12 protein-coding genes are annotated in these 16641 nt (G+C 68.8%); all 12 read right to left on the bottom strand.

Going from position 1 to position 16641, the window contains the following annotated elements:
- Positions 1–68 precede the first annotated feature (68 nt).
- The 12 genes from BHS09_RS03750 to BHS09_RS03695 all read right to left on the bottom strand — a co-directional run bounded on the left by BHS09_RS03750 (position 69) and on the right by BHS09_RS03695 (position 16455).
- A complete protein-coding gene (locus BHS09_RS03750; RefSeq protein ID WP_237078023.1) occupies positions 69–965 on the bottom strand; it encodes a serine/threonine-protein kinase in 897 nt (298 codons plus the stop codon).
- Positions 966–1500: 535 nt separating this feature from the next.
- Complete coding sequence (locus tag BHS09_RS03745; RefSeq protein ID WP_140787287.1) at positions 1501–2049, bottom strand: hypothetical protein; 549 nt, start codon at positions 2047–2049, stop codon at positions 1501–1503.
- Between the two features lie 260 nt (positions 2050–2309).
- Positions 2310–3113, bottom strand: coding sequence for an ABC transporter permease (locus BHS09_RS03740; protein WP_140797185.1), 804 nt, complete (start codon positions 3111–3113; stop codon positions 2310–2312).
- 2 nt (positions 3114–3115) lie between these two features.
- Positions 3116–3892, bottom strand: a complete 777-nt coding sequence (locus tag BHS09_RS03735; protein WP_140787283.1) for an ABC transporter ATP-binding protein — start codon at positions 3890–3892, stop codon at positions 3116–3118.
- Positions 3877–6384 carry an ATP-binding protein gene (locus tag BHS09_RS03730; RefSeq protein ID WP_237078022.1) on the bottom strand — a complete coding sequence of 836 codons (2508 nt, stop codon included), beginning with the start codon at positions 6382–6384 and terminating at the stop codon, positions 3877–3879. The genes BHS09_RS03735 and BHS09_RS03730 overlap by 16 nt, the downstream gene beginning before the upstream one ends.
- Positions 6385–6487: 103 nt before the next feature.
- Positions 6488–6763 (bottom strand): DUF5985 family protein, encoded by a 276-nt coding sequence (locus BHS09_RS03725; RefSeq protein ID WP_140787279.1) that lies wholly within the window; start codon positions 6761–6763, stop codon positions 6488–6490.
- Between the two features lie 6 nt (positions 6764–6769).
- Positions 6770–7030, bottom strand: a complete 261-nt coding sequence (locus tag BHS09_RS03720) for a DUF5985 family protein (RefSeq protein WP_140787277.1) — start codon at positions 7028–7030, stop codon at positions 6770–6772.
- Positions 7023–7424, bottom strand: coding sequence for a hypothetical protein (locus tag BHS09_RS03715; RefSeq protein WP_140787276.1), 402 nt, complete (start codon positions 7422–7424; stop codon positions 7023–7025). The genes BHS09_RS03720 and BHS09_RS03715 overlap by 8 nt, the downstream gene beginning before the upstream one ends.
- Before the next feature lie 55 nt (positions 7425–7479).
- A complete protein-coding gene (locus tag BHS09_RS03710; RefSeq protein ID WP_140797183.1) occupies positions 7480–8616 on the bottom strand; it encodes a response regulator in 1137 nt (378 codons plus the stop codon).
- Complete coding sequence (locus BHS09_RS03705; RefSeq protein ID WP_140787271.1) at positions 8613–9170, bottom strand: chemotaxis protein CheB; 558 nt, start codon at positions 9168–9170, stop codon at positions 8613–8615. Before BHS09_RS03705 ends, BHS09_RS03710 begins: the two co-directional genes overlap by 4 nt.
- Positions 9167–10003 carry a CheR family methyltransferase gene (locus BHS09_RS03700; protein ID WP_140797182.1) on the bottom strand — a complete coding sequence of 279 codons (837 nt, stop codon included), beginning with the start codon at positions 10001–10003 and terminating at the stop codon, positions 9167–9169. The genes BHS09_RS03705 and BHS09_RS03700 overlap by 4 nt, the downstream gene beginning before the upstream one ends.
- On the bottom strand, positions 10000–16455 hold the full coding sequence (locus tag BHS09_RS03695; protein WP_201800548.1) for a HAMP domain-containing protein: 6456 nt from the start codon (positions 16453–16455) through the stop codon (positions 10000–10002). Before BHS09_RS03695 ends, BHS09_RS03700 begins: the two co-directional genes overlap by 4 nt.
- Between the last annotated feature and the right edge of the window lie 186 nt (positions 16456–16641).

The following is a 16641-nucleotide window of genomic DNA, read 5'->3' as shown; positions in this document are numbered from 1 at the left end:
AAGTGGATTAACGAGGAGGGCCCCGCCAGACGCAAGGCATGACGCCCCGCCGAGACAGCCAGGCCGCCCTACCTGGAGGCGGGCGCGGCCCCCGGAGGCCCCCGGCGCGTGTACCAGCTGGGAAGCCGCTCCAGTTCCAGGGCCTCTGGATGCGCCACGCCGCCGTCGAGCGCCACCGACGCCTGCAAGGCCGCGCGCAGCTCGGCTGCACTGGCATAACGGTCCACCGGGCGGCGCGCCATGGCCTTGAGCAGCACGCGTGACAGCGCCGACGGGATGCCCGCCGGCAGCGGTGGCACCTCCCGAACGTGGCCAGGATGCGGCTCCTCCGCCGCGTGCCCGCGCGAGGACAGCCGGCCCGAGACGAGCAACGCACCCAGCACGCCCACGGCGAAGAGGTCCGCGGCCACCGGCAGGTCGGCGGCGCTGTCGGAGGGAGGGAGCAACCCGGCGATGCCGAAGTCCAGCAGCTTCACGTGCTGGCGGCCATTCGCGTCGGGGATGAGGAAGATGCTGGTGGGATTGAGACTGCCGTGGGCGATGCCGTGCGCATGCGCGGCGCCCAGCGCGTCACACACCTGGGTGAGCAGGTCCACCACCAGCGCGGACGCCAGCGGCCCCTTCGCGAAGGCGGTCAGGCTCTGTCCCTCCAGGTACTCCCTGACGAGGTAGGGACGCCCGTCGCGCATGCCCAGGTCGTAGAGCGAGACGATGTGCGCGTGCTGGATGAGCGTCAGCGTGCGCGCCGCCTGAAGGAACCGAGCGACCTGCGCCGGGTCCTGCGTCACGTGCCTGTGAAGCACCTGGATGGCCACGCGCTTCTGGATGAGCGCGTGCTCCGCGAGCAGCACGATGCCCAGGCTCCCCCGGCCCAGCTCGCGCAGCAGCCGGAAGTGCCCCACCTGCTGTCCCACCAGCGAGGCCGCCGAGGACGGAAGCGGGGCCTCCCTCGCGGGCGGCACCATGAAGGCTGGCGGACACTCCAAGGGTGCACGACGCGCGCGCGCCCGGGCCGGACATTCGCAGGTCCCCCCGTGCTCGGGCACACAGCCACACGTGGACCGGAAGGTCTGGGTGAACACGGGAATGGAGGTGGTGACATCCAACCGGGACATGATGCCAACATCCTTCGCGCGACAGGCGCCCCGCTCCGGCCAGCAGCCAGTGGGCCCACGCACGAGCCAGCGCGAAATGGGTTTCGGAAGATGTGACAGTGCCCGTTCGGAACGCGCGTCCTGGCGCTCCGATGTCCCCCTCCTTGAGCTGAAACCCTAACGCCGTCACGGCACGTTTCGCGACGCACTTCGGAACGTGCGTCGAACGCGCAACGACCGCTCTGTTGGGCGGAGCACGCACGCCTCGCGGGAGTTCCATGGCGGACGTCGCGCCACCGTCTGGAGCCTCGGCAAGTGTGCTGCGCTCAACGCGCGTCCGCGCCCGTGAGCCGAGCGCGGCGGACCTCCCCGCCCAGTTGCGGACGGGGAGGTGCGTTCATCCACGTCAGCCGATGACGGGATCGCAGGTGTTGTCCTCGCCGCACATCAGCCCCAAGCAGCAGGCGGCAGACTCACCACAGGCCGCGCCAATGGGCGCGCACACCGGAGCGCCCGCGTCCGGCTCCTCGCCGCCCGTGCCCGCATCCGGCTCCTCGCCGCCCGTGCCCGCGTCCGGCTCCTCGCCACCGCCGGCATCCGGCTCCTCGCCGCCCGTGCCCGCGTCACCGTCGCAGGGGCCCCGTGTGTCCCCATGCCGCTCATGCGCCGGCCAGGCCGACGTGGACACCGAGATGGTGTGCGCGTTGGCGGGGTTGCCCGGGGGAATGTGGCAGATGGTGACCTTGCCCGGCGTGGCGTCATCGTCCCCGGGGTACGTCGGCTCGTCGCCGAAGACAGGGCCTCCTTCGCCGGCCTTGCCGCCCAGCCCGCCGCTCTGAGGGGTCTGCGTGTCCGGGGACTCACCGCCCGACGGTGAACCGCCACAACCACCCGCGAGCAGTGAGCACAGGGCCATCACCACCGCGGACGAGAAAACAGGATTGAGGCTTCGCATCGGTATGCTCCAGGTTCGGGTGTGCGAGTGCTGCCACCCACGCCGGGCCTCCTCCACGACGACCTCAACCACCACCTTGCACATGTCGACACCAGTCCGCGGGCAGGGGCGCGGCATCTGGAGTCACAAGCGCGGTTCGTCCAGGACTCGGCCCCCCGCGGATACAGCCACCACGGAGAATAGACTCGCCCACGGCCCCACCGGCCACGCGTTTGCGCACGCCCTCACTGTGTCGACAGCACGACTGAAAACGTCCTGTCTCAGCTCACGTTTTCAGCGCTGTATCGCGCGATGAGTCCGGTGCGCACGGCCTGCCGGTGTACCCGCGTGAAGAAGGCGCACGCGAGCAGGATTTCCACCACGGCGAGGCCAGCCCCCCACAGCAGCGTGGACACCTGGAACGCGCCCCCCGCCGCGAGCGTGCGCATGCCCTCGAACACGTACGAGGGTGGCAGCAGATGGGACACCGCCTGCATCCACGCGGGCAGCGTGGACAGCGGGTAGAAGACGCCGGCGAAGGGCGACAGCAGCGCGGGGATGGGCCAGACGAACCACTCCGACGCTGGGCCCAGGCGCAGCACCAGCGCGCAGCCGAAGATGCCCAGCGCGATGCCGAACAGGAACAGCACCAGCAGGAAGGGCACGAAGAGCACGCCGTACGCGGCGAAGGACAGGCCGAAGACGGTGCTGGCCAGCACCAGCATCACCAACAAGCCCAGGGTGCTGGTGGCGATGCTGGAGAGCACCAGCCCGCCCAGGTATTCGGAGATGGTGAGCGGGGACGCGAACATGTTGAGGAAGTTGCGCGACCACACGTCCTCGAAGAACACCATCGTCACGCCCTGCATGACGCGGATGAAGAAGTCCCACAGCAGGACGGCGCCCAGCAGCACCGGGACGAAGTTGTATTCCTGAGAGGTGACGGTGTTGAGGTAGCGGCTCATGAAGCCCCACAGCACCATGTCGATGGCCACCCATGCGAAGAGTGGCAGGAAGCGCGCGAGGCTCCCTCGCAGGAGGTAGTAGTGGCGAAGCGCGACGGCGGCGGCCCGGTGCAGGTGCATGGTCAGCTCCGCTCCAGCGCGAGCGGCTCGCGCGCCACGGTGATGAAGAGCTCTTCCAGCGAGGCCTGGCCGTGCTCGCCGGGCAGCGTCCGCGGGTTGCCTTCCAGGAGCACCCGGCCGCGTGCCAGGAACAACACCCGGTCGCAGACCTCCTCCACCTCGTACATGTTGTGGGACGTCCACAGCACGCCGCCGGTGTCCCGCGAGGCGAACTCGCGAATCCGGGCGCGGATGTCGCGGGCCGTCGCGGGGTCCAGCGACGCGGTGGGCTCATCCAGGAGCAGCAGGTGCGGACGGTTGAGCATCGCCTTCGCCAACGCCACGCGGGTCTGCTCTCCGGAGGACAGCACGCCGCACTTCACGTCGCGGTACTTCACCAGGTCGAACTGCTCCAGCAACTCCGCGATGCGCGCCCCCAGGGACTTCACCCCGTAGATGAGGCCGAAGACGCGCAGGTTCTGGTACACGGAGAGGTTGCCCGGCAGCGGCGAGTAGACGGCGGCGAAGTTCGTCAGCGCCAGCGCGGCGGAGCGCTGCGCCGCCAGGTCCAGGTCCTGGATGTGGATGGTGCCGGACGTGGGCTGCAGCACGCCGAGCACCATGTTGATGGTGGTCGTCTTCCCCGCGCCGTTGGGGCCCAGCAGCCCGACAATCTCTCCGCGACCCACCTCGAAGGAGACACCCTCCACCGCGGCCTTGCCACCGTACTCCTTCCGCAGCTTCGCCACCGATAACACCTTGGGCACATCCGCCCTTCCCACTGTCACCATGGCGCGCATTGTGCCGTGGACCGGGGCAGACGCACGGTGAAGATGGAACCCAGCCCGGGCCGGCTCTCCACTTCGATGCGGCCGCCCATGGCGTCCACGATTTGCCGGCTGATGTAGAGCCCCAATCCCAGGCCGCCATAGTGCCGGTCGGACACCGCGCGCTCGAAGCGGCCGAACAGGCGCGGCAGGTCCTCCGCGGCGATGCCGATGCCCTCGTCACGCACCGACACCCGCACCATCTCCTCGCCCTCGAAGGCCGCCTCCACCAGGACAGGCCGGCCCGCGCCGTACTTGGCCGCGTTGGTGAGCAGGTTCACCAGCACCTGGTCCAGCCGCAGCGAATCCCACTTCCCCGGCAGCGGGCCCGGCACCTCCACCCGCACCGGACAGCCCGCCTGGGAGAACACCTCCTCCATGCGGTCCACCGCGTCGCGCACCGCCTGGCCCAGGTCCACGTCGGACGGCTCCAGCATCAGCCGCCCCAGCGAAATCCGGCTGACGTCCAGCAGGCTGTCCACCAGCGCGCTCAGCCGCTGCACCTGCCGCACGGCCGTGGCCAGCCGGGGCCGCACCTTGTCCCCCACGTCTCCGAGGGCGGCGCGGTCGATGAGGCCGTGCTGGAGCTTCAGGCTGGTGAGCGGCGTCTTCAGCTCATGGCTGGCCACGGAGAGGAACTCGTCGCGCAGACGCACCGCGGCCTGCGCGTCCCGGTACAGCGACGCGTTCTCCAGCGCCACCGCCACGCGCCGCGCCAGCTCCTCCGCCATGGCCACGTCGGCGGTGACCAGCCGGCGGCAGGGGGCCGCGGTGCCCAGCGTGATGACGCCCAGCGTGCGTCCCCGCATGCGCACCGCCACCGCGAGCAGCGAGTGCGGATTCAGCGCCTCCAGGAACGCGCGGTGCTCGGGCCCCTGGCACATGCGCTCGAGCAGCTCCGGCCCCACCTCGGGCAAAAAGCGCGTCTCTCCCGACAGGAAGCACTCGCGCGCCGGATTCAGCGTGCCCTCCACCCATGAAGGGGACAGCGAGGCCAACACCGACGCGTCCCGCTCCGGCTCCCGGTGGGACGCAGCCACGCCGCGCAGCACGCCGTCCGCCCCCATCAACTCCACCAGGCAGTACGTGGCCACGTTTCGCGCGGCCACTCGCGCCAGGTGCTCCAGCGTCCACTCCACGTCGTCCAGGTGCTCGGCCAGCGCGCGGCTCGCCTCCAGCAGGAAGAAGAGCCGCTCCTCGGCCTCCTTGCCCGCCTCCAGCGCCAGGTGCAGCTTGCCGCCGCGCTCACGCAGCGCCTCGTACAGCGCCGCGCGCTCCAGCGCCTGCGCGCACTGCTGCGCCAGCGAGGACAGGAAGCCGCGCTCCTCCGCGAGGAACACCTGCGGCCCGTCCCACGCGAACAGCAGGAAGCCCCGGATGCGGTGCTCCACCTTCAAGGGCAGCACCGCCCAGGCCCCGGTCCCCACGCCCTGGACGAGGTCCCACGCCCACTCGGGCACGGCGCGCGGCGCCGCCGCGTGGGTGGAGAACCACTGCGGCTCCAACTGCTCCAGCGCCCGGTCCACCCCGGGCACCTGGTCCGCCCACAGCCCTCGCAGGGCATCCAGCACCGCCGGCGCGTAGCCGAAGGAGCCCAGCACGTGCAGCCGGCCATCCTCCAGCATGCCGAGCACCGCGCCGCGCGCCGGGCCCGCGGGCCGCAGCTCCTCGCGCATCAGCGCTTCGGCCACGTCTGCGGCGGTGGCCGCGCGGGACAGGGCCGCGGTGATGGCCTGGAGGCGCTCGGTGCGCTGCTGCGCGCCGCGCGCCTCCGCGTACAGCAGCGCGTTGTCCAGGGACAGGCTGGCGCGCCGGGCCAGCTCCAACGCCAGCTCCAGGTCGGACGCGCCGGGCACGCCGTCCGAGTCGCCCCGGACCAGCGACAGCGCGCCCAGCACGCGGCCTCGTGCCAGCAGCGGCACGATGAGGCCCGCCCGGATGCCCAGACGCCGCGCCACCTCCAGCTGCGCCTCCGTGAGCACCACGCCCGGCAGCATCCCGTCCAGGACCTCGGGAAGAAGGGCTGCCTTGCCGGTGCGCAGCACCTCCGGGATGCCGCCCTCGGCCGTCAGGTCCAAGGGATGGAGGCGCGCCAGCTCGTGCACCAGCGGCACCTGCTCCGCCAGGCGGTGCGCCGCGGCCACCCGCTCCACCCGTCCGTCCGCCGTGAGCACGTCCACCGCGCACCAGTCCGCCAGCAGCGGCACGGCCAGCTCCGCCAGCCGCTGGAGCACCGTGCCCGAATCCAGGGACGACGACAGCAGCTCGCCCGCGCTGGCCAGGAACGCGAGGCGCTCCTCCGCGTCGTCACTGCCGCGCAAGCGGACGGCCTTCCCGGCCCCACCCACCTGGGACTCCAGCCCTCGCGGCGGACACACCGCGTCCGGCTCCGCGGAGACGGACCGCTCGGGTTCGCGCTCGTCCACGGACGTGGGCCGCGAGGATGAAGAAGGGCGGCGCGACATGGGGTGCCGGAGATAATGACGCCCCTCCACCTGCGACAACGGTGCTCCGACGCAGGTACGAGACAACTGTCAGCCAGATGACCTGCCAGACAACGGCGCGGCCCTACCCGGAGCCGTGGCGGTTCGCGCGGTTCTTGTCCCAGATGGCGTAGAGGATGAGCAGGAAGGCGAAGAGCCGCGCCACGTAGATGTAGTGGCGCCGCTCGTCATCCGCGTCCAGCAGCGCCGCCACCACCGAGTTGCCCGCCAGCATCGTGAAGGCCAGCGCGAAGAAGGCGAAGAGCCGGTCCTTCGACTGGACCCAGAAGCGCAGGAAGAACAGCGCGCTCGCCAGCCACGCCATCGCCACCGCACCGTTGAGCATGGGCTTGAGCATCATGGCACCTCAGGACGCGTCCCAGATGAGGCCATAGAGCAGGACAGAGGCACTGGACAACGTGGCGATGAGGCGCGGCATGTACAGGTCGATGGTGGCGGGCAGCAGCACCAGGTCCACGAAGAGGAGCACGTTGCTGACCGCCATGCCCACGAAGCACAGCCCACTCCACAAAAGCAGCCGCATGCCCGTGCGCTTGTAGGCGCGGAGCAGCAGCACCGCACACGCCACGCTCGTCAACGCACACAGGATGTAGACTGCTTCAGCCATCGCCGTCCTTGTCCTTCTTCAGGATGAATGCCTCGGCAAAGCCTCGCACCTTGTCCAGCGGCCGCGAGAAGATGAAGGAGATGACGCTGACGCGCTTCGCGCCGTACACCGCCGCCAGCTCCGTCACCGCCTGCACATCCTCCGACGACTCAGGACTGTAGCGATACGACGGAGGTGAGGCACCATCACTCACCAACATGCGTCGGTTCGTCAGGTCCTCCAGCCTGGAGGTGGCGGAAGCATCTGTAATGCGCAGTTCCAGACTCACCGCCGATGCCGTCCACTCCCTGTCCGCGCGCGCACGAAGCAGGAGGAGCACCTCCAACTTCTCCAGGGAGTCGATGTGCGTCGAGATGAAGCGCTGGACCCGCTGTGGGATTCCGGCGTCACTCACACGTCCACCTTGCCCATGTTATTTTGTGCGTCAACCATTTCTCGACCGGCGATGTTCAGCGCGCGGGCCGAGGAGGATTGCCCGCCTGGCTGCTCTCCTCCGCTGGCACGGAGCCCTCCTCGCGTTCCTGTCCGGGGCTCGCGGTGCTCAAGCCCGGCAGGTTCCGCAGCACCTCGATGAGCCGGGTGAGCGGGCCTGTGTCCTCCCCCTGTGCTTCCAGTGTAGCGATGTGCTCCGTCAGCGGCAGGGGGAGCCAGTCGTGGCGAGCGGCGGCTCGGAGCGCCGTCACATCCAAGAGGCCCAGCACCATTGTCTCCGGGCGTCCGTGCATGCGAGGCAGCCGCTCACTGGAAGCGAGCACCGAACCGCGCTGGCCGCCCACGTCCCACTCCACGGGAGACGCCTGGAACACCTCGCCGCGCGCGGCACGCATCAGCGGCAGCGCGTCGTCCTCGAGCAGCCGTCCATCCGCGCCGAGGAAGCGTGCGTCCGCATGCAGCGCGCGCGCCTCGCGGTAGGCCAGACAGCCCCCCGCCAGCCCCTGCGCCGCCCGGTTGGCCAGCAGGGTGTGGCCGCTCCCCGGCTCCACCAGCGCCAGCGGCATGGGGAGCGCGGCGATCACCGCCTCCAGCCAGCGCTGCTGGTTCCGGTTGGTTTCTGAACGAAGCCGCTCGGCCTCCACGCGCCGCTGCGCCTCCAACAACTCCCGCGCGTGCTCGCGCTGCTGGGCATCGCGCAGCGCCTCCGCCTGCCGCCGCACCAGCTCCGTCTTTCGGTACAGCTCCACGAAGACGCTCACCTTGGAGCGCAGGATGGCCGGCTCGAAGGGCTTGAGCAGGTAGTCCACCGCGCCCATGGCATAGCCGCGCAGCTCCGGATGTGGCCCCCGCGACAGCCCGGTGAGGAAGATGAGGGGCGTGCCGCGGCTGCGCTCCCGCTCGCGGATGAGCTGGGCCGTCTCGAAGCCGTCCATGTCCGGCATGACGACGTCCAGGAGGATGACGGCGAAGTCCTGCGTCAGCAGGTGACGCAGCGCCTCGCGGCCGCTGCTCGCGGTGACCAGCCGCTGCCCCAGGGGCGCCAGGGTCGCCTCCAGCGCCAGCAGGTTCTCCGGCTGGTCATCCACCAGCAGCAGGCAGACGGGCTCCGCCGGAATCGCCGGCAGGCGCTCGCGCGTGGGCGCGCCGCTCAAGGCAGCACCTTGGAACGCGGCACATAGGCCAGCCGCGCGAGCCACCCTCCCACGGAACCCACCGTCAATTGCTCCATCTCTCCCTCCTCACCCTCTCCGCCCGTCTGGAGCGCGCTCACCACGGCCACCCGGGCGCCTCTCGCCTGGAGCACCTGCAAGCCCGCCCCCCCATCCTCGTGCCCCGCGAAGAGCAGCCCCGCGGCCCTGGGGCCATGGCTGTCCGCCGCGGATTCGAAGAGCGCGTCCAGGCCGGGCCGCTGCCCATGCTCGGGCGGCTCCACGGACAGGGACACGCAGCCCCGGTCCACCAACAGGTGGTAGCCCGCGGGCGCCAGGTACACGGCGCCGGGCAGCAGCGGGTCCTTGTCGTCCGGCTCCACCACCGGCATCGCGCAGCGGCGTCCCAGCGGCGCGGCCAGCGCATCCAGTGGGCCCCGGTGTAGCGCCAACACCACCGGCACGGGCAGGTGCGGAGGCAGCAGCGCCAGCACCGACTCCACGTCCGCCGCCGCGCAGCGTGGCGCCCCCACCACCAGCAAGCCCAAGGGATTCATGCCACCCTCCTGAAGATGCGACCGCGGTCCTCCAGCATCTCGTAGGCCCCCGCGTGCGGCGTGCGCGCCAGCGACTCCTTGCGCCCCAGGCACAGGAAGCCGAAGCGGGCGAGGCTCTCGAAGAGACGGCCGTGGATGTGGTCGTGCAGTGCGCGGTTGAAGGTCAGCAGCGTGTCCCGGCACACGATGACGTGGAACTCGTTGAACGAGCCATCCGTGGCCAGGTTGTGCTGGGTGAAGAAGATGCCGTCGCGCAGCCGGGGCTGGAGCAGCGCCCAGTTGCCGTCGCGCGTGTAGTAGTCGGAGAGGTCGCCCTTCCCGCCCGTCTCCAGGTAGCGCTGCGCGTCCTCCTGCGTGGGCAGCGGCAGCACGCCGGTGCGCGCGTCCGCCAACAGCCCTTCACTCGCGTCGGACGCATACAGCCGGCACTTGCCCCACAGCCCTTCCTCCTGGAGGAGGATGGCCAGTGAGTACGTGTCCTCGCCGGTGCCACAGCCCGCGTGCCACACCCGCACGGAGGGCCAGGTGCGAAGCACGGGCACCACCCGGGTGCGGAAGTCGCGGAAGAAGGCGGCCTCCGCGAACAGGGCGGGCGGCGTACAGGACAGCGTGCGCAGCAGCGCGTCCAGCGCCTCGGCGTCGTGCAGCACGCGGGCCTGGAGCGCGGAGAAGCTGTCCAGCCGCTCCTCGCGGAGGTGGTGCCGCAGCCGCCGCAAGAGCTGCGGCCGGGAGCGGCTGCGCAGGTCGAAGCCCCATTTCCGGGCCACGCCCTCCAGCAGCAGGTCCACCTCCAGCGCCTCCAGCTCCGCGCCGCGCGCGCCGGGCCCCGTCATCCGGAGACCTCCGTGCGCAGGCCGCGCGGCGGCATGCCCCGCGGCGCGTGCAGCCACACGCGCAGCAGGCTGAGCAGCTTCTCGATGTCCACCGGCTTGGTGATGTAGTCGGACGCGCCCGCCTCCAGGCACTTCTCCCGGTCACCCTTCATGGCCTTGGCGGTGAGAGCCAGAATCGGAAGGTGGACGAAGCGCTCCATGCGGCGGATGGCGCGCATGGCCTGGTAGCCGTCCATCTCCGGCATCATCACGTCCATCAGCACCAGCTCGATGTCGGCGTCCTTCTCCAGCTGGCCCAGGCCCTCGCGCGCGCTCTCCGCGAAAGCCACCTTCATGCCGTAGCGCTCCAGCACGGTGTTGAGGGCGAAGATGTTGCGCACATCGTCGTCCACCACCAGCACCTTGCGGTTCACCAGCAAGGGGTCCTTCTCGCGCGCCTTCTCCAGCATGCGGCGCTTGGGCTCGGTCAGCTCCGAGGGCGAACGGTGGAGGAACAGGCTCGTCTCCTCCAGCAGCCGCTCCGGGCTCTGCGCGTCCTTCACCACGATGGCCTCGGCCACCCGCCGCAGCTCCGTCTCCTGGGCGCGCGTCAGCTCGCGGCCCGTGTAGACGATGAGCGGCGGCCCGCCCGCGCCATGCGCCTCATGGATGCGGCGGATGAGCTCCGTGCCGGGCATGTCCGGCAGGCCCAGGTCCAACACCATGCAGTCGAAGCGGCGCTCGGCCAGCGCGGTCAGGGCCTCCGCCGCGGTGCCCACCGCCACCGTCTGCACGTCTTCACTGCCCAAGAGCTCCGTCAGCGTCTGGCGGTGGACGGGGTCGTCCTCCACCACGAGCAGCCCGCGGCCCTTGCGCTCCACGAAGCGCTTGAGGGACTCCAGCGCGGCCACCGCCGCCTCCGGGTCCGCCGCCGCGCGCAGGTGGCCAATGGCCCCCAGGTTGAGCGAGCGCTCGCGGTGGTCCTCCTCCGACACCGTGTACACCGGCAGCGCCCGGGTGGCCGCGTCGTGCTTCAGCCGGTCCAGCACCACCCAGCCCGCCATCTCCGGCAGGTCCAGGTCCACCGCCACGGCCGCTGGCCGCATGTTGCGGACGGCGTCCAGCGCGCCCTCCACCTCGGTGGACACCAGCACCTTGAAGCCCGTGCCCTGCGCCGCGGCACGAAGGCGCGCGGCATGGTCCGCCAGGTGCGTCACGGCCAGCAGCACCTTGTCTCCGGGCTGGATGGAGCCCCGGTCATCATCGATGTCCATCCGGCTCAGCGAAGACACCGACGACTCGATGGCCGGCTCCGCGATGGGCGCGGGGAGCACCGTGGTGGCCAGCGGATGGTAGTCCCAGCGCGAAGGCTCCTGCGGCGGGCGCTCCGCCATGAAGGCCAGCGGCAGGTAGAGCGTGAAGGCGCTGCCCTTGCCCACGTCGCTCTCCAGCCGGATTTCGCCGCCGAGCAACCGCGCGATTTCGCGGCTGATGGACAAGCCCAGGCCGGTGCCGCCGTACTTGCGGGCGGTGGAGCCGTCCGCCTGCTGGAAGGCCTCGAAGATGATTTGGTGCTTGTCCTTCGGGATGCCGATGCCCGTGTCCACCACGGTGAACGCCACCACCGAGGGCGCGGAGGACAGCATGGCGTGGTCCGGAGACCAGCCGTCCTTCGCCAGGCCCATCTGCAGCGACACCGAGCCGGACTCGGTGAACTTGAACGCGTTGGACAGCAGGTTCTTGAGCACCTGCTGCAGCCGCTTGGCATCCGTCTCCAACTCGCCGGGCAGCGAGTCCGCCAGGCGGATGCGGAACTCCAGCCCCTTCTTGTCCGCCACCTGCCGGAAGGTGCGGTCCACGAACTCGCGCAGGTCGCCGAAGCGCAGCGGCCCCACGTCCACGGCCATGGTGCCGGATTCGATCTTCGACAGGTCGAGGATGTCGTTGATGAGCTCCAGCAGGTCCGCGCCAGACGCGTGAATCGTCTTGGCGAACTCCACCTGCCGCGACGTGAGGTTGCCGTCCACGTTGTCGCTGAGCGTCTGGCTGAGGATGAGCAGTGAGTTGAGCGGCGTGCGCAGCTCGTGGCTCATGTTGGCGAGGAACTCGGACTTGTACTTGGACGTGAGACTGAGCTGTTCGGCCTTCTCCTCCAGGGCGAGCTTGGCCTGCTCCACCTCGCCATTCTTCCGCTCCACCTCCGTCTTCTGCTCGGAGAGCAGCTTCGCCTTCTCCTGGAGCTCCTCGTTGGTGCTGCGCAGCTCCTCCTGCTGCCGCTTGAGCAGCTCCTCCGACTGCTGGAGCGAGGTGGCCTGCTGCTCCAGGCGCTTGTTCGTCTCCGTCAGCTCCTCCTGCTGCTTGCGGAGCTCGTCCGTCAGCGCCTGCGACTGCTTCAGCAGCGCCTCGGTGCGCATGTTGGCGGCAATCGTGTTGAGCACGATGCCGATGGACTCCGTGAGCTGCTCCAGGAAGCCCATGTGGACCTCGCTGAAGGTGTGAAAGGAGGCCAGCTCGATGACGGCTTTGACTTCCCCTTCGAAGAGCACCGGCAGCACCACGATGTTGCGTGGCACCTCCTCGCCCAATCCGGACGCGATGCGGATGTAGCTGTCCGGCACATCCGACAGGAGGATGGGCTCCTTCTCCAGGGCGCACTGGCCCACCAGGCCCTCGCCGTACTTGAAGGTGTTGGCCAGCCCCTTGCGCTGACGGTACGCGTAGGACGCCAGCAGCTTGAGCATCTGGTCGCCGCCGTCCGCGCGCTCGGAGATGTAGAAGACGCCGTGCTGGGCATCCACCAGCGGCGCCAGCTCCGACAGGATGACCTTGGACACCGTGAGCAAATCCCGCTGCCCCTGGAGGACGCGGGTGAACTTGGCCAGGTTCGTCTTGAGCCAGTCCTGCTCCGTGTTCTTCCGCGTGGTGTCCTTCAGGTTGCGGATCATCTCGTTGATGTTGTCCTTCAGGGCGGCCACTTCGCCCTGCGCGGACACGGTGATGAACCGCGTGAGGTCACCCTTCGTCACGGCGGTGGCCACCTCGGCGATGGCGCGCACCTGCGTGGTGAGGTTGGCAGCCAGCTGGTTCACGTTGTCCGTGAGGTCACGCCAGATGCCCGCCGTACCGGGCACACGGGCCTGACCGCCCAGCTTTCCTTCGATGCCCACCTCGCGGGCCACCGTCGTCACCTGGTCGGCGAACACCGCCAGGGTGTCAATCATGCCGTTGATGGTGTCCGCCAGCTCCGCGATTTCACCCTTCGCGTCCACCACCAGCTTGCGCTTCAGGTCACCGTTGGCCACCGACGTCACGACCTTGGCGATGCCGCGCACCTGCGTGGTGAGGTTGGAGGCCATGGAGTTCACGTTGTCCGTGAGGTCCTTCCACGTGCCGGCCACGCCCTTCACTTCGGCTTGTCCGCCCAGCTTGCCTTCGGTCCCCACTTCACGCGCCACGCGCGTCACTTCCGACGCGAACGAGTTGAGCTGGTCCACCATCGTGTTGATGGTGTTCTTCAGCTCCAGGATTTCGCCTTGCACGTCGACGGTGATTTTCTTCGACAGGTCACCCTTGGCGACGGCCGTCGTCACCTCGGCGATGTTGCGCACCTGCGACGTCAGGTTCGACGCCATGGAGTTCACGTTGTCCGTGAGGTCCTTCCACGTGCCGGCCACGCCCTTCACCACGGCCTGACCGCCCAGCTTGCCCTCGGTGCCGACTTCGCGCGCCACACGCGTCACTTCCGAGGCGAACGAGTTGAGCTGGTCCACCATCGTGTTGATGGTGTTCTTCAGCTCCAGGATTTCGCCGCGCACGTCCACGGTGATCTTCTTGGAGAGGTCACCGTTGGCGACGGCCGTCGTCACTTCGGCGATGTTGCGCACCTGCGACGTCAGGTTCGACGCCATCGAGTTCACGTTGTCGGTGAGGTCCTTCCACGTTCCACCGACTCCACGCACGATGGCCTGACCGCCCAGCTTGCCTTCGGTCCCCACTTCGCGGGCCACGCGCGTCACTTCCGAGGCGAAGGACGAGAGCTGGTCCACCATCGTGTTGATGGTGTTCTTCAGCTCCAGAATCTCCCCGCGCACGTCGACGGTGATTTTCTTGGAGAGGTCACCGCGCGCCACCGCCATCGTCACCTCGGCGATGTTGCGCACCTGGGACGTGAGGTTGGACGCCATGGAGTTCACGTTGTCGGTGAGGTCCTTCCACGTTCCACCGACGCCGCGCACGATGGCCTGACCACCGAGCTTTCCTTCCGTACCGACTTCCTTCGCGACGCGCGTCACTTCCGAGGCGAAGGACGACAGCTGGTCCACCATCGTGTTGATGGTGTTCTTCAGCTCCAACACCTCGCCCTTGGCATCGACCGTGATTTTCTTCGACAGGTCGCCCTTGGCGACGGCGGTGGTCACCTCGGCGATGTTGCGCACCTGCGACGTCAGGTTCGACGCCATCGAGTTCACGTTGTCCGTGAGGTCCTTCCACGTTCCACCGACACCGCGCACGACGGCCTGACCGCCCAGCTTGCCTTCGGTCCCCACTTCACGCGCCACACGCGTCACTTCCGACGCGAACGAGTTGAGCTGGTCCACCATCGTGTTGATGGTGTTCTTCAGCTCCAGGATTTCGCCTTGCACGTCGACGGTGATCTTCTTCGACAGGTCGCCGTTCGCGACGGCCGTCGTCACCTCCGCGATGTTGCGTACCTGCGACGTCAGGTTCGACGCCATGGAGTTCACGTTGTCCGTGAGGTCCTTCCACACGCCGGCCACGCCCTTCACGTCGGCCTGACCACCCAGCTTTCCGTCGGTGCCGACTTCACGCGCCACACGCGTCACTTCCGACGCGAACGAGTTGAGCTGGTCCACCATCGTGTTGATGGTGTTCTTCAGCTCCAGCACCTCGCCCTTGGCATCGACCGTGATTTTCTTCGACAGGTCGCCCTTGGCGACGGCCGTCGTCACCTCGGCGATGTTGCGCACCTGCGACGTCAGGTTCGACGCCATCGAGTTCACGTTGTCGGTGAGGTCCTTCCACGTGCCACCGACGCCCTTCACCACGGCCTGACCGCCCAGCTTGCCTTCCGTCCCCACTTCACGCGCCACGCGCGTCACTTCCGAGGCGAAGGACGACAGCTGGTCCACCATCGTGTTGATGGTGTTCTTCAGTTCCAGGATTTCACCGCGCACATCCACGGTGATCTTCTTGGAGAGGTCACCGTTGGCCACGGCGGTGGTGACTTCGGCGATGTTGCGCACTTGGGACGTCAGGTTCGACGCCATGGAGTTCACGTTGTCCGTGAGGTCCTTCCACGTGCCGGCCACGCCCTTCACTTCGGCTTGTCCGCCCAGCTTGCCTTCGGTGCCGACTTCACGCGCCACACGCGTCACTTCCGACGCGAACGAGTTGAGCTGGTCCACCATCGTGTTGATGGTGTTCTTCAGCTCCAGCACCTCGCCCTTGGCATCGACCGTGATTTTCTTCGACAGGTCACCCTTGGCCACAGCGGTGGTGACTTCGGCGATGTTGCGCACCTGCGACGTCAGGTTCGACGCCATCGAGTTCACGTTGTCCGTGAGGTCCTTCCACGTGCCACCGACGCCCTTCACCACGGCTTGACCGCCCAGCTTGCCTTCGGTCCCCACTTCACGCGCCACACGCGTCACTTCCGAGGCGAAGGACGACAGCTGATCCACCATCGTGTTGATGGTGTTCTTCAGCTCCAGAATCTCGCCGCGCACGTCGACCGTGATTTTCTTCGACAGGTCGCCCTTGGCCACAGCGGTGGTCACCTCGGCGATGCTGCGCACCTGCGCGGTGAGGTTGGAGGCCATGGAGTTCACGTTGTCCGTGAGGTCCTTCCACGTGCCGGCCACGCCCTTCACCTTGGCCTGACCGCCCAGCTTTCCGTCGGTGCCCACCTCGCGGGCCACGCGCGTCACCTCGGAAGCGAAGGCGCCAAGCTGCTCAACCATCCCGTTCACCAGCCGGGCGGTGCGGAGGAACTCGCCGCGGAGGGGGCGGCCATCCACTTCCAGGGCCATGGTCTGCGACAGGTCACCCTTGGCCACCGCGCCGATGACGCGGCCCATCTCCGTCGTCGGCTGCACCAGGTCGGCCACCAGCGTGTTCACCGACTCGACGCAGTCACCCCACGAGCCCAGCGCGCCCACCACGTTGCCACGCTGGGTGATGCGGCCTTCCTTGCCTACCACGTTGCCGATGCGCTCGAACTCACGGGCCATGCGCTCGCTGAGCTCGATGATTTCGTTCAGCGTGTCCGCCACCTTGCCGGCGCTGCCCACCTTGTCCACCGGCATGCGCACGGAGAAGTCGCCCTTGCGGACAGCGGTGAGGACACGCAGCAACTGACGCGAATCGAGCGATTGCGAATCATCCTCCCGGATTCGCGGCGGAGGTGGAGCCGCGACGGGTGCGCGGCGGGAGGAAACCTTCTTCGTGGCCATATGAGTTCCTGGTCGGTCCCGGAACGGCGAAGCACGGGCTGCCGTCCTGCGGGAATCTCGCAGCTGGAGCGTGTTTTCTCGCGCTTTCGCACACTTGAACCAGCCCCCCCGAGGCGCTCGGCTGGCTATCAGGCGACATTCCAGGAGGACTTCGTCCGGCAGCCAACACTGGCTCAAACGCGCCGC

This window comes from Myxococcus xanthus, assembly GCF_006402735.1.
Classification (GTDB): Bacteria; Myxococcota; Myxococcia; order Myxococcales; family Myxococcaceae; genus Myxococcus; species Myxococcus xanthus_A.
Note: the sequence above shows the minus strand (reverse complement) of the source record. Positions and strands in the feature narration are given on the sequence as shown.